Genomic DNA, 14651 nt, shown 5'->3' on the forward strand with positions numbered 1-14651 from the left:
GAGGAATCAGGAACCGGGGTGACGGTTCTCACGCTTCCTCCCACCTCAAGCCTTAAAAATCAAATTCGGAGAAATCCCCAATATCCTTGCAGCCTGCCTTTGAGATAAACCAGTAATGGTTTTAACTTTTTTTAACACGGTATTTCTCTGTTCCCTGGGCAGACTCTTGATATGCGGTATTTCCAGGTTCCCAAGACATTTTCTAATTTCCGCTCTTGCCTCATCATCGGATAACCGTTTTCTGCTTTCATCATGATCTTCTAAGCACTGATCGTTATTTTTACGTTCGTTAAATTCTTTAAATCTAATCCGGGCAATCAATAGATCTGGAGAGAACATATTTAATAGAAAATGAGGATCAAGAAGGTCCGGGGGATAAACAAATTGACCATAATAGCCGCAGCAGCTACTCCATTTCCATTCTGCGGGACAGGGTACAATTCCAGCTTTAACGGGATTTTGATGGATGTATCTTGTGACGGTGAGGAGGTAGTTATTGTCTTCAATATTTTCACTTTTGAATCGGTCTTGAAAAAGATGTCCCGTCGTTCTGTACTTCCAGTTGTAGTACTTGGCATAGCTGATGCCTAACCTTTTCATCACGAGTGAGATGCTTTCGCTTTCTTCTTTCATCAGGAGGTGGACATGGTTCCCCATCAGACACCACGCATACATCCTCATAGCCCTTTTGATTTTGTATTTTAACAAGGTATCGACGAATTGTTTGCGATCTTCCTCATCGTGAAAGATTTCCTGTCGGTTGGCCCCCCTGATGATCACATGGTAGACGCTACTGTTACTTTTTTCCCTGGCATATCGCGGCATCAGACTGACTCACCTTCAATCAAGATCATTTATACGTCATCTCTCTTCTCTCTTCTCCTGTTAACGATGCAAAAGAAGTTCGAACCGTTTTCCGCAGTGAAAAGGCTTCGGTCAGAGAGGCCTCGGAAATACCGTCCTCCCCTGCCAAATCCGAGATGGTCCTTGCGAGGCGAATGATTTTGATTTGTACTCGGTTGCTGAGTCCGTTCGCAATAAATATTTTTTGTAAGTTTCGCTGCTGATCAGAGTTTAATGGGCTGTTTTTGATCAGCTCCTCGAAAGGAACACTGCCATTGCATACTTCCCTTCCATAACGGAGGTATTGTCTTTCCCTCGCCTCCCTTACTCGTTCCTTTATAGCTGAAGAGGTTTCAATGCCATTAAAGTCATGATTCAGGTTTACTGCTTTTAAGGAAAGAAGAATGTCAATCCGGTCTAATATGGGGCCTGACACACGGCTTTTATAAGACTTGATTTGCTTATCAGAACAGCTGCAGTATTGATCATGAGAGCCTAAATATCCGCACGGGCATGGGTTCATAGCTGCAAGGAAGATGAATTTTGCGGGGTATGTCACAGTGGAATGAGCGCGGCTGATTGTAACGGTTTCGTTCTCAAGTGGCTGCCTTAACATATCCAATGTCTTTTTTGAGAATTCTCCGAGCTCATCAAGAAAGAGAACACCACGATGGGCCAGGGACACTTCTCCAGGTTTCGGATTCGTCCCGCCGCCAATGATGGAGACGGCTGAAGCAGAATGATGGGGGTGACGATACGGTGGAGTGGTGATTGAGGTATAAGGGGCACCTGCTAATTGATGGAGACTGATTTTTTCAAGCTGCCCTTCTTTCGTCAGAGGCGGTAGGATGGAGCGAAACGTTTCAGCCAAGAGACTTTTACCGCAGCCGGGCGGGCCATCCATTAGCACATAATGCTCACCGCTTGCGGCAATCTCCAAGGCACGTTTGGCAAATTCATGGCCGAGAATCTGGTTAAAATCCCGTTCCATTTCCCGGACTTCTTCTACTAAATTTGCTGAACGGTCAACAGGAAGCAGCTGCTGCCCTGATAAAACGTTCAGGATGTCCTGCAAAGTTTCGATGTAAACCAGTTCTAATTCAGGAATCTCGATTTTCGGGATAGTGGGATCAAAAGGAAGATAAAGCGTCCGCAGCTTCAGCTTCTTTGCAGCCAAAATTGCAGCAATCATCCCTTCAACCGGAAGTACTGTGCCATCCAGCGATAATGCGCCGATAAAACCGGCATCTTTTGGAATTGAATCCTTCATGAAGTTCCCGCTCTTAAGCACACCGAGAGCAATCGCCAAGTCAAACAAAGGACCGTTTTTCTTTTGCTCGGCAGGTGACAGATTGATGATTACTCTCCTATCTACCAACGGAAAACCCAAGCTCCTTAATGCAGCAGACACCCGCTCCTTCGACTCTTTGACTGATGCATCCGGCAGTCCCACCACCACAATCGATTCCATCCCGTCAATCACCTGCACTTCGACTTGAACACAGTAGCCTTCTAATCCTTTCAAACCAATACTCGTAACCTTTGCGGACATGATCCTTCCTCCAGTCGACATGATTAATATTAATTTTTTGCTGTTTCATCGAGGGATATATTAAAAGAGGCAGTCAAAAACTTATATAAGGAGATGGGTAAAAAATGAAGGTGCTGAAGGTGGAAAGATGAGTAGTATTTGCGGATGAAACCAGATGGGTATTCGAATCATTTAATGACAGAGTTAGAAGTGAAAGGATGAGACAACATCCTTACTTGAAGATGATAAAGAGTGGGTTAGTAGAAGGCATGAGACTCGAGTTATTAGTTATAAATCTACCATATTATCTCAAATATAACAAATATATTTATACATTTTTTTCTACTCTACTAAATTTAACGATAAAAGCAAATGGCTCACCACTCCGCATTTGGTGGCTTCTTCATCCGCATTATGTGGCTCAAAAGTATGCACAATTGAATCATCTCCCCTGCTATGTTCCCGGTGATTCAAATTAATACTGACGAAGTAAAAATCGGTCACAAAACCCGTCAGTTCCAGGACAAATAATTACGTTAAGATACGGACATTACAGGACTCAGCAGTTTGCTGTAATTAGGTTTTATTGCGAACAATTTAAACCATATAATGTAAAAAGAAGCATGAGAACCGTCCCGATGCTTCTGAAGAGTAAGGACAACACGATACGTTATAAGTCAAATCGTTATTCCGTCCCGCTTGGGACCTATCAAGCCCATTCTGAAAACCTTGTTTTCATTGAAGTTAAAGCTGGAGAATCCCAAACACTTATCATTCGAGAAGAAGTGGAAGGGGAAATTTTGGCCGAGCATGAGATTAGCTTAGAGAAAGGAAAGCTGATTCAAAATCGCAGCCATACACGTGATCGCTCGAAAGGAATCGATGAATTAAAACAACGGCTGATCTCTTATTTTACCGATCAGAGGCAAGCAGCCGATTATCTTGATGAAATCAGTAAGCGATACCCTAGGTATCGGCGGGATCACTTCTCCATCATTCAAGAGGTGATCCAAAAGTATTCAGCTGGTATAGATGCGGTTATGACCCGGTGTACGACGGAAAGACTCTATAGCGGCAATGATTTCCGGGATATGGCCCATCACCATCATTTATCTAGTCATGCCCCAGAGCAGGAAATTAAATCTCTCCAGGCCCACTCACCTAGACATTCCGAAATCAAGGCCTCTGCCCGTTCTCTAAATACCTACACTTCTATTTTAGAAGGGCGGGCATGATGAATAAAACAGTGAATGAACTACAGAATCAATTTCGTCAGTTGCGTTTAGCAGAAACTGCAGAGGAGCTGCCACGGCTTCTCCGCGAAGCTGAAAAGGCATCGTGGACCTACCTGGAATTTTTAGAGTCCATCACACGGTATGAATTGGTCAAACGAGAAGCTAAAAGTCTAGAGAAAAGAATGAAATGGGCTCGCTTTCCCTTTGTGAAATCGTTAGAGGAATTTGAATTGGAAGGACAAAATGTGTTGACTGCCCGTCAGTTAAACCAACTTAGGGAATTGAACTGGCTGGAGCAGCAGTACAACCTAATCCTCTTGGGGCCTCCAGGCATAGGGAAAACATTTATCGCCGTTGGGTTGGGGCTTGAAGCAGTCCAAAGAGGATTTCATGTTTACTTTGTCACGATGGGAGAGCTTATCCAGCTCTTAAAAACAGAGGAGTATTTGAACAAGTCAAAGGTGCAGCTTAAGCGACTCAGAAGTGCAGACCTGGTCATCATTGATGACATGATGTACATGGCGATGGATCAAAGAGAGGCAAACTTATTCTTTCATTTGATCAACCATCTATACGAACGAAGTTCGATCGTCCTAACCTCCAATAAAAGTCCGGATGAATGGGGGAATTTAATTGGGGACCAAGGCATAACAACGGCCATTTTGGATCGATTACTTCATCGTGTAGAAGTCATTTATGGGAAAGAAGATGAAGAAAGTCATCGAATGAAAAATCGGAAAAGCATCTTTTCAGCAAAAGTGTAAAAAGCAAATGAGCAAAAAGTGTAAAATTCAACTTGACGTCTACAGGCAGCTGGCTAAGAGGATACAACGAGCCAGGTTGCCCTATACAAAGACCATCCATGATTTTGATTTTTCGTTTCAGCCCAGCATTAGCGAACAACGGGTAAACGAAACGCTTACATGCCAGTATATCGCCAATGGGGAGAATAGAATCCTCCTTGGCCCGCCTGGAGTGGGCAAAACTCATTTAGCAATCGCGTTTGCCTTAGAAGCAATCACTCAGGGAGCCACTGCCCTGTTTCTATCGGCAGAAGACATAGCAATTGAATGCCGTAAGGCAGATGCCAGAGGTACACTCAACAGGCTTGTCAGCAAGTGGAGCCGTCCAGATCTTTTGATCATCGATGAAGTGGGTTATTTTCCGTTTGATGAACGGGCAGCAAATGTGTTTTTTCAAGTCGTATCGCGAAGATATGAAAAAGGGGCCATGATTCTGACGTCTAACAAGTCCTATGTGGAATGGGGAAACGTATTTGGAGATGAAGTTCTGGCTACGGCTATTCTGGATCGCCTATTGCATCACGCTGCCACCTTCAATATTAGGGTCTACTGTTTATAAAAAGAATCAAAGCGATCAGTGTGAATAAAAGGAAATAACTAACACCTTTAAGCCGCTTTTAATAATTGTTTTTCTCCCTTAAAAGTTCGTTTTTTTCTATTATATAGTTTCACTCGGGTTTTTATTTTATAGTTCATAAAAGAATGTTGCTTATCTCATTGATACATTTAACCTTCCAATTATTCTACATAATGCAAAACGAAGCTTGAGAATCGCCCCGATGCTTCTCCACCAAAATTAAAAGAATGAATATTAAAGTCCATCCTTTTAAAATTCAAAGGTTTCTCGTGTTAACTGGGCTTCTGCATTTATTTCATCGAGTTTATCATTTACGCTATATGTCAATATATTTATACCATTGCTAATAGTTTCGGTATCATCATTTGTTGCTCCATTTAATACGGCCACACCTCCCATAAAAACTAATTCTGTACATTCTACTGCCAATGTATTTATATTTTTGAATTTCTCGGGGACACCATTATTTTTATCCCCTTCTCTTAAAACATTACCATATGTTCCTATTTTTGCTACTCTGTCTTTAAACTCGTTTTTCCAATTTTCATCTTTATATAGGGATGATTTATTTTCCGCCTCCTGAAGTAAATCAAGAACAGCCGTATAATCCGTTAGAAATACATTGTCTAAAGCATCTTCAAATACTTTAAGATATTCTTTTTCTTCTTCACTTAAAGCAATTTTTTCTGTTGTTGGAGCTTGTACAACTTGCTCCGTTCGTTCGTCGTTTTTTCCAATTTCAACCTCTTCTTTTTGAGATTCAACATTTTTTGTTTCCTCTGCTCTTTTTTCCATTTTAGTTTTTTGAGTATTCTCACTGTTACATCCGATGAGTGAAGTCGATATAAATATTAACAAAAAAGAGTAAATTATTTTATTCACCATGCTCCCCCTCTTATCACTTCATTTAGTCTTAAAGTTATCATTTGTATTCAAATATTTATCTAATTAGTGAGTCCTTTTTTATTTTCCAGCATTATAAGCTGCAGCGTTATAAAAAATCATTGCTATACTCTGTCCTTTTATTTTTGCATTAAACATCCTATTTTAGAGGGAAATCGGAAGTACTACAGAAAAGGTTTACTGCAGTTCTATAATGGAGCGAAAATCTATAAAAAACAAAAGGCTTTCCAAGATTTTATGGACAAGTGCTACTCCATCAATTGGTACAGTTATGAATAGAAGGAGCTGTTTACAGTTGGTATTTTAGTCCATGGCGGATAAATTGGCTCTAACCGTTGCATTTAGTGGCTCTATTATCAGCATAAGGTAGCTCAAACATCCGCTCAAGTGGCTCTTTACCAATGCAATACTCAAATGGAAAAAGAAGCACAAGAACCGTCCCGGTGCTTCTGATTTAATTCCTCCGATAATATAGGGAATCGACATTTTTTTAAAATCTTTATTCTACTGGTGTTAACTTTACTTTTGCGAGCGTTTCAATTACATCTCCTTCTGCTGTGAAGAACGTGTATGACTCTTCCCCATGCCTTCCAAGGATTGTATTTACTCCTGCATCCCCATGTACAAAGAAATTACTGCCTTCACCTACTGGAGTCACTGTGTAACGTCCTGCAGGCACGTCTGAGACAACGATATATTGACCTGCCCCAAGAGTCTTAGGTTTGCCCACTGCTTTTAAAATCTTACCATTAACAGATGCCAATTCCTTTTTCTTTTCATCTACTTGAGATTGAACAGTTTTTACTTCTGCTTGAGCAGTTGATAATTCACCTTGCGCTTCTTTAATTTGACCTTGAATTCCAGATAGCTTTTCATCACTTTCTACTTGAGTTTTTTTCAACTCTGCTTCAATCTTTGTACGACCATCTTTCAATTCTGCATCCAGTGCGCCCTTAGTGTCCTTAAGCTTTGCATCGACTTCATCCAGTTCTTTCTGAGCCTTTTCTTTGCTAGCAATTATCGCAACTACTTCTTCGTGTTCGGCTTCCTTGGACTTCATATCCTTTTCGATTTTTGCAACTGACTGAGATAAATCTTTCTTTTCTCCCTTAAGCTTTTCAATTTCTGCATTCAATTCCGTTACGTTGAATTTACCTTCTTTCAACTGAATTTTCTCGCCAGTTTCACCCATTGCAGCACCGATTAATAGAAGAATGAATGCTACTACAATTGCACCTGCAATTTTTAAAACCTTTTTACCAATTGACTTTAACTTTGACTTTTCCATTACCTTACTCCTCCTAGTGTTTGTTTTATATAGAAGAGATTCTTTCGAATTCCATTACTATCTGTCTCTCATGGGATGGAACATTCCCGTTGGAAAGCCGATTAATACAGCCAGTTTATCGATTTCCTTATCTAGCTGATTGATTCTGTTCATCCTGCTATCTCTTTCACAAGGTTTAGGCAGAAACATCTGTAAAGATTTATTGGATATGATACAGCACTGATTTTATGAATCAGGGAAGTCAGGCCTTTTTTGAGTAACAAAAAGGCAGCATTATAGATAATGGCTTCTAACATAATATGATAATCATATATGTCGTTAAAATTATCCAAGACTACACCTAGACTCTAAATCTTATGCTTCGCTTCCTCAATTGTATAACTCGTAGTATATCTAAATTCTTGAATTAATCTTACTTTATGCTCTTCCTTAGATGTAGATTCATCAATTAATGACTCCAAATTCTCCACATCCAACATCAAATAAATCATGGATGTATAGCTTTCATCACTTAACGTAATAACAGCTAAGGGGGCCATAATCATATAAAATCGACATGGATATATGAAGCGCGAGCATCGCAACAAAATGCATTGCCCAAATCCCAGGGCCCATGCAAAAACACCCGACGAAAGCCAAATTTAACGGGCTAGAGGCTTCACCTTAATACTCACTTCGGAGGCAGCAAATGACGAAAAAACAGCAATATTGATGGAAAGGATAACGAGTGGAATGTTGTACATTGATGCGTGTTCCATTTTTGGTTGGATCTCCTTAATGAGGGATTTGATAGAGGTTTTCTTTCTATATATATATCGGCTTGGAGTGGTGATTATTGATAGGATGGGAACAGTTGGGGGAGAAAATAAGGAGTATTCAAAGTCTCTTAATCTTTGAAATTCACAGTATTTTTAAGGCCTGTTTAACTTGGCTATTGATTGATATTCGCGATCTTGGCTTTATTGCTGATAACTATCTGCCATACCACCCATTTTCATTTCAGTTAGCTTTCTTAAGGTTTGCTAGTTTAATTAGAACGCTCTTTCCCGAAACAATTTGACTCTAAAGAAGCACGAGAACCGTCCGATGCTTCTTTGACTCGGCTTTTTATTTTATAGTTCGGGAACTGTTTTTTCCAATAGTCCACAAACAATTAGCTATAAAATTTACTTGTAGGTTTAGTTTTTCTAATCCTACTTTAATGCAACTTCTTAACGATAATTATGTAAATTCCAATCATCTAATATGTTACCTAGAGGTTTATTAACCTTATCATAAGCAGCTGCATATTCATTTTGTTTTGTATTCCTCCATTTCTTTGTACGAAAAAACTGTACCGTAACAAAAAAAGAAATCCATCCTCTAGGTTGTTCATTCATTAGATATATGGATAGATCTTTTGATTCTCCAAGTTCTTTAAGAAATTCCTTATAATACTTTGAAAAAATATCTTCATACCCACTTAATGTAGTCTCTACAAGGTTAAAATCATCTTCACCAAATTTTTTTCTAACAGCATTTTGCAAATAGATTGGAAGTTCGTAGAAGTAATCTTCCGATGCAGTCCTTTTTACCATATCGTACTTCTTACTTCTTTAGTACTTACTATATTGCCATATTTTTCGTTTGCTTTTTTTGTCCCATTAGAAAATGACCTTAGATAAAATTGAGGTAAGTAATGTTGATTTTTGACTGACAAAGTAAAACTCCTTTTTATTATTATGTCATTTACTGGGAAAAACAAGGTCCCGTGAAAAATTCAAATCTTTTCTCCCCCATACAACGGGAAAAGAAGCACGAGAACCGTCCCGCTGCTTCTACAACAAAGAATGAAGACTCTCAGGTGGATTTAAAAGATTGTTGAGAAGCACAGAGCTGCTTCCCTTTATATTTACCAAAAACTCCGTTAGTTTCTGGTAGACATTATAGAACGTCAGTAAAACTATATCACTAAGTGTTCAATCACTCACCTAAATCATACTTTTTATACAATTCAAAGTAATATCCGATTAGTTTAACATACTCCGAAATCACTATCTTACGTGCGTTGCTATCTAAAAACCAATATGGATCAGAATTTTTGTCAGCAGCAACATAAGTAAGATGTATTTCTGAGTTTCTAAAAACTCGATCAAATGTAAGTTTTGATCTTCTCATATGATAATCAGAGGAAACTACTAGAACCGACTTGAGATTGTACTCTTCTAATAATTCTTTTGTATATAGTGCATTTGTATAGGTGCTTGTCGCATTTTTTTCAAGGAGTAATTGTTTCTCTGGTATTGGAAGTGTATGTACTGTTTTATCGGTTAATCCTAAACCCCAAGGTGTAGATAGAATAAGGTACTGTCCATAACCTTTTTGGAAAAGCTCTATCCCTTTATCCAATCTGACAACTGAACCACTTAGAATTACTATCGCATCAGCCTTTACGGGTCTTTCATCTACTATTAGATGTGGTCTACTATTTATTAAAAGAAATATAACGATAAGTGTGAATAAAAGGAAATAAATAAACCCTTTAATTCGCTTTTTAATAATCATACCTCTCCTTAATATTAAATTTTGTTCTTAGTTTTTATTCCATTCGGTTTTAAAAAACAGAAAATATATGAACACATCAAAATGAAGGTAGAAAGCACCACAGCCCCAAATAAGAGAATTAAGAAATATTGTTTATCGGAACCGCTGCTCCAAAAGTATCAAGGACATTATATTAGTAATACTTGGACAACCAATATCTTCAACATTTGGACGTCTTTAAACATTATTAACAGACTCTTATATAGGCTCACATGAACTATTTAGTTCCATGATTAGTAATGTAAAAAGAAGCGCGCGAACCGTCCCGATGCTTCTTATAACGAAAAACGAACCAAAAAAATATCCGATTCGCTTCTACAAAACCTATTATACAAATTAAAAAGTTTTAGCTTAATGTCTAATTTCACTAATATCTATAATTTTTGGGCTTGACCACAGGCACCAATGTGAAAAAATGAAGCGTTACAGGTACCAATTTTGTAATTTATTTCTAAATATCATCTAGCTTTTTGCTTTCGCAAATTTTATATTCTTTGAGGTTTTATTTACTGCTCCTTTTATTTTCCCTAATCGGATAGCAGGTAATTCAATGTAAATAAACGATAAATGTGCTACCGGTAATGCGAGGATTGGAGCAATAAGAATTGAAAAGTATAGAGGGAAAACTTCTTTAAAGTAGTATATCGTAACCATTAGTACTGGCGTATGAACTAAATATAAACTATAGGAAATTTTACCCAACCAAAGTAGTGGCTTTTTATTTAGAAACTTATCAACTTTAATAGAACATAATACCACTAACATTAATAATATTACACCTAAAACAGCCATAAAATCATTTAATATTGATATCATATTGAAGAATACAAAATTGCTTTTATATGCTGATAAACCATAAAAAATCCATTTAAAGTTTAGGAAAATGAAACCAAGTAACCCAATTCCCCATTTTAGAGTAGTCTTTAAAGAAATAAAAATTGCACATATCTCTTTTCTATTCTTAGCAAAAAGAGCTCCAATTAAAAAAAGTATAGTATAGTAACTTGTATTAGATAAAGAATATATAAAAGCTGAAAGGAAAGCATTTTTTATAAATAAGGAAAGCCCTAATAAACCAAATTTTAATGTTAAACAAACAATTGTCAGATACAAAAAGTTTCTTAACCATGCTGACTTTAATAACAATAAAACTAAAAAAGGAAATATTAGAGATATCCTCATTTCATGATCAAGACTCCATACTACCCCATTTACATTAGTTTGATCATATCCAATCATAAATAAATAAGAAATAATACTTCCGACGGTTATCTGGTGCTGCCAACGGTTATTGAAAGCTGGGCTCAATGAATCGATTCCGTTATAGTTTGCTAGGAGAAACATTAACATTATTGAAAATAACATAATTAAAATATAAGGTATATAAATTCTACAAAACCTTTTCTTTATATATTCAAAATATGAAATGTCATTACTCTTATTAGTGAATGGCAATGTTAAAACGAACCCACTTAATATGAAAAATAATAATACAGCTTCCCCACCTGCTACAAAGGTATGTAATGGGGAAGTAATAAGTAATTCTAGAAACGGACTTTCAAATTTAAAATGGTAATTTGCATTATAAAATGCAGGATATGAAACTACAGTGTGAAAAATCACTACTATCATTGATGCTATTCCCCGAAGGGAATCTAATGAGTCTATACGATCTTTTTTCACCAATATAATCTCCCTCTATACACTTTTTAATCTGAGATTTTTGTATATAGTTTGCATTTGCTAGTTTAGAAATTAAGGTAATAAGAATGGAGTTTTTATCGTTTTACTATAGTAAATATGTTTTCTTTACCTTTCCTGAAAGGACTTTTAATGATACTTTTCTCAAAACTATTAAACCCTGTATACCAAAATACTAATAGATATAAAAAACTAAAAATCGAGATAAATATGCCTAATGATAAATATGAATTTATAATTATTATCTTAGTTAAGCTGTATCCCAATAGCCAAGCGACTATAGAAGGAAAAAGAAGCTTTAAAACTTGTAACCAATAATATTTCATATCAAGTTTAAGACTTATTGTGTAGTAAATGTTATTAGCGATAGCATTTATAAACATTCCTATTGCAGTACCAATTGCAGAGCCTATAATCCCCCAAATTTGAACCAATATTAACGTTAATATAAGATTAATAAATGCTACAGCTAAATATATTAATGATTTTATTTTATGTTTATTTAGCGCCTCAAGCATGGGTGCAAACAATGCTTGTATTATAGAAAAAACTTGAGAAACCATAATTATTAAAGCTATATAATATGCTAAATAATATTCTTCATTTGTCCAAATCAGAATAAATTGCTTTCCAACTAATATAAATCCTATTAACATAAAAAAGCTTATAAAAAATTGAATTCGTGATACTTTAATCAACAATTCCATTGTTTCTCTATCATTTTTATTAATAGCATTTAGTTTGGTGAGTCTTGGCAAAAACATGCTAGAAATAATTTTAGAAAAGTTAGTAAAATAGCCATTTAATTGACTACCAACAGAATATATTGCAATAGAAGAGGCACTTACATAAATTCCTATAACAAATAAATCAGTACTCCAAAATATGTTATAAGCTAATACACCTAAAAATACATAAAATGAATACTTTACTATCTCTTTAAATAGTTGAACTTCAATTTTTTTGAAAACAAACTTTATTTTTAAAACACTAAAACTATAAAACACATTTATAAGTCCTAAGATAATATTAAATATAGTTGAAGCTATAATGATTCCAATTGCGTCATAGCCTGATGTTAATACAGTTAACATTAATATTGGATTTAATATAGTTCTTATAGCTGTTAATACCTTTAGAAACACAAATCTTTCATGAGCCGTAATTATCCCTGTAAATATAGAGAGGGGGAATGACGTCACTATATTTATAAGTGCTATTAAGAACATTCCTTTTGTCATTTCAATTTCTAATTTTGTTAATCCCCTATTAAATATAAAATCTAAATTATAATAGATAGTTAAACCTATTAATAATCCTATTAAACTCATGCAGCCATAAATAATCAAAAACATTCCATTAAGGGATTTTAAACCTTCAAAATCATTTTTCGCTAAATATTTTGAATTATACCTAACAATAGCACTACCTAACCCCATATCAATTAAATATATATATGCAATTATTGAATTAATAAGAGTGAATAAACCATACTCAACACTTCCAAGTGTATTAATTATATATGGTAGAATTACTAATGATAATATAGTGCCAACTATTAGGGTAGAATAAGATATTATGGTAGCTAATTTTACATTACCATTATCCATATAATCATTCCCGTTCTTAAATTTTTAAGGAGCCTCCTACATACATAGTACTTAAACAATGTTGTTAGAGCCCCCTAACTATTGTATTTCACACATCGTGACCTATCTCTAATCGTATCATCATACAAAATTAAAATTGGTGAGCTTTCTTTCTAATACAAAAAAACACCTACTTATCTACAGGTGTTTTATGATTTAAGAACGCTCTTTAAAAGTCTCTTTTCTTTAAACTACTTTAGACAACCTATTAACATAACTAACGGATTAAGTCGCTCTATGTTTCATATTTTTGCTAGATACAATATTCCAGTCGTTAAGAAATCTTCCTCTCGAAAAAAACTTCTTTATATTTTTCAAATTAAATAATATTAATACATTACTGAGTTAAGTTTTAGATGGTTATAGTTGTTAAATAATATATTCACCGAATACGTTACCCATATGACTATCATTATTATTATTAGCATCTTTTCATTGCATAATTAGGAATTTATAAAGTTGCAAATTTCCTTATGGTATTTTAATGCAAAATTATTGTCAAATTTATCTGTTTTCAATCCTTGAAGATCTTCAACAAGTTTAAATAGGTCATCCTTATTTTCAACGAACTTTATATAATTCAAATTTTTTATCCATTCATGGGTTCCCTTAACTTTATGGTTATAATTATTCAATACAATACATGGAGTTTCAGTTATTGCAGCAAAAATCATCCCATGAATTCTGTCCGTTACAACTATTTTCGACGATCTAAATTCATCAAGTTTTTGTTTTAAGCTTTCTTCTCTTTCACTACTTGACACATTTTCACTGGATAAAGTATCCGTAATTTTCACATTATTATATTTCTTTTTTAACTCACTAATTATTCCATTCTTTTCACTAACCGAAAGGCTACTTTCAACATCATCTCGTAAGCAAGTCAGAATATTATTTCTTACGATATTTTCTTTAGATTCATTTAAATAGAATACAATATCAGGGGCCAATATCACTTTATTTTTAGTGAAATTTTGTTTAATTATATTGTAGCTTTTATTTTCTCTTGCTACCAGCAATAAATTTGGATGTTTAGAGTATTCCTCAATAGTTTTATTAAACTCTATTCTTCCTCTTTCAGTATTACTAAAAAATATTGTTTGAGGAAAAAATAAACATTTATTATCATTAAATAATCCTAACAAATATCTAATCGCTTTCTCAGCATGTAAATACTCATCCCCTATATACCCACCACCATTAAAAGCAATTATATCGTTTTCTTTTATTTGCTTTCTAATCTCTTTAGCAGCAATAAATGTGTCATCAAGATAAATGTCAATTACTTTGTAGACAGGACACAAATCCTTAATTAATTTTTTTTCTGCTAATACAATTGCATGATCACCTAAATTACGATGTCTCGGGCAAGCAAACAAATAAATAATTGGTTGATTATTTTCGCCCCTTTGATGGTTAATGTTATTACTTACCCTTTTGTAATTTTTAATGTCATATTCTTTTTTTCTTACCAGTGCAATGCCCTTCTGCATATACGGTACTCTTTTAAATACTTTTTTAACTGAATTCATTTCATG

The 14651-nt window shown here is 35.3% G+C and carries 11 protein-coding genes and 1 pseudogene; 3 read left to right on the forward strand and 9 right to left on the reverse strand.

From position 1 onward, the window contains the following. Positions 1-45 precede the first annotated feature (45 nt). Together WCV65_RS19400 and WCV65_RS19405 are read right to left on the reverse strand one after the other, a co-directional pair. Positions 46-825: a transposase gene (locus WCV65_RS19400; protein ID WP_338778793.1), complete on the reverse strand. Its 780-nt coding sequence runs from the start codon at positions 823-825 to the stop codon at positions 46-48. A gap of 25 nt (positions 826-850) precedes the next feature. Beyond that, complete coding sequence (locus WCV65_RS19405) at positions 851-2395, reverse strand: YifB family Mg chelatase-like AAA ATPase (protein ID WP_338778794.1); 1545 nt, start codon at positions 2393-2395, stop codon at positions 851-853. A gap of 629 nt (positions 2396-3024) precedes the next feature. Here WCV65_RS19405 and WCV65_RS19410 point away from each other — a divergent pair. From WCV65_RS19410 to istB (WCV65_RS19420), 3 genes and pseudogenes are all read left to right on the forward strand, one after another. Continuing rightward, positions 3025-3609, forward strand: a pseudogene (locus WCV65_RS19410) (IS21 family transposase); the annotation flags it as partial. Further along, a complete protein-coding gene (istB, locus tag WCV65_RS19415; RefSeq protein WP_338782372.1) occupies positions 3609-4373 on the forward strand; it encodes an IS21-like element helper ATPase IstB in 765 nt (254 codons plus the stop codon). The pseudogene WCV65_RS19410 and the gene istB (WCV65_RS19415), both read left to right, overlap by 1 nt. Before the next feature lie 7 nt (positions 4374-4380). Further along, complete coding sequence (gene istB, locus WCV65_RS19420; RefSeq protein WP_338778795.1) at positions 4381-4971, forward strand: IS21-like element helper ATPase IstB; 591 nt, start codon at positions 4381-4383, stop codon at positions 4969-4971. Positions 4972-5238: 267 nt separating this feature from the next. Here the strand turns inward: istB (WCV65_RS19420) and WCV65_RS19425 are convergent, their stop codons facing one another. From WCV65_RS19425 to WCV65_RS19455, 7 genes are all read right to left on the reverse strand, one after another. Next, the gene (locus WCV65_RS19425) at positions 5239-5871 is read right to left on the reverse strand and encodes a hypothetical protein (RefSeq protein ID WP_338778796.1); all 633 of its coding nucleotides are present in this window, start codon (positions 5869-5871) and stop codon (positions 5239-5241) included. A gap of 520 nt (positions 5872-6391) precedes the next feature. Beyond that, positions 6392-7180, reverse strand: coding sequence for a hypothetical protein (locus WCV65_RS19430; protein ID WP_338778797.1), 789 nt, complete (start codon positions 7178-7180; stop codon positions 6392-6394). 1211 nt (positions 7181-8391) lie between these two features. Further along, positions 8392-8757, reverse strand: coding sequence for a DUF4238 domain-containing protein (locus WCV65_RS19435; RefSeq protein WP_338778798.1), 366 nt, complete (start codon positions 8755-8757; stop codon positions 8392-8394). A gap of 385 nt (positions 8758-9142) precedes the next feature. Further along, complete coding sequence (locus tag WCV65_RS19440; protein ID WP_338778799.1) at positions 9143-9724, reverse strand: YdcF family protein; 582 nt, start codon at positions 9722-9724, stop codon at positions 9143-9145. A gap of 501 nt (positions 9725-10225) precedes the next feature. Beyond that, positions 10226-11446, reverse strand: a complete 1221-nt coding sequence (locus WCV65_RS19445) for an acyltransferase (protein ID WP_338778800.1) — start codon at positions 11444-11446, stop codon at positions 10226-10228. A 95-nt stretch (positions 11447-11541) separates the two neighbouring features. Further along, positions 11542-13074, reverse strand: coding sequence for an oligosaccharide flippase family protein (locus WCV65_RS19450; protein ID WP_338778801.1), 1533 nt, complete (start codon positions 13072-13074; stop codon positions 11542-11544). 482 nt (positions 13075-13556) lie between these two features. Further along, entirely contained in the window at positions 13557-14645 is a 1089-nt protein-coding gene (locus WCV65_RS19455; protein WP_338778802.1) for a polysaccharide pyruvyl transferase family protein, read from the reverse strand. Between the last annotated feature and the right edge of the window lie 6 nt (positions 14646-14651).

It is taken from the genome of Metabacillus sp. FJAT-52054, from assembly GCF_037201815.1.
Lineage (GTDB): Bacteria > Bacillota > Bacilli > Bacillales > Bacillaceae > Metabacillus_B > Metabacillus_B sediminis.

What these genes read in the sequence shown, in the direction of transcription:
- WCV65_RS19435 (WP_338778798.1), bottom strand. Translation starts at nt 8,757, where the DNA reads ATGGTAAAAAGGACTGCATCGGAAGATTACTTCTACGAACTTCCAATC.
- WCV65_RS19405 (WP_338778794.1), bottom strand. Translation starts at nt 2,395, where the DNA reads ATGTCCGCAAAGGTTACGAGTATTGGTTTGAAAGGATTAGAAGGCTAC.
- WCV65_RS19450 (WP_338778801.1), bottom strand. Translation starts at nt 13,074, where the DNA reads ATGGATAATGGTAATGTAAAATTAGCTACCATAATATCTTATTCTACC.
- WCV65_RS19455 (WP_338778802.1), bottom strand. Translation starts at nt 14,645, where the DNA reads ATGAATTCAGTTAAAAAAGTATTTAAAAGAGTACCGTATATGCAGAAG.
- istB (WP_338778795.1), top strand. Translation starts at nt 4,381, where the DNA reads ATGAGCAAAAAGTGTAAAATTCAACTTGACGTCTACAGGCAGCTGGCT.
- istB (WP_338782372.1), top strand. Translation starts at nt 3,609, where the DNA reads ATGAATAAAACAGTGAATGAACTACAGAATCAATTTCGTCAGTTGCGT.
- WCV65_RS19440 (WP_338778799.1), bottom strand. Translation starts at nt 9,724, where the DNA reads ATGATTATTAAAAAGCGAATTAAAGGGTTTATTTATTTCCTTTTATTC.
- WCV65_RS19400 (WP_338778793.1), bottom strand. Translation starts at nt 825, where the DNA reads ATGCCGCGATATGCCAGGGAAAAAAGTAACAGTAGCGTCTACCATGTG.
- WCV65_RS19430 (WP_338778797.1), bottom strand. Translation starts at nt 7,180, where the DNA reads ATGGAAAAGTCAAAGTTAAAGTCAATTGGTAAAAAGGTTTTAAAAATT.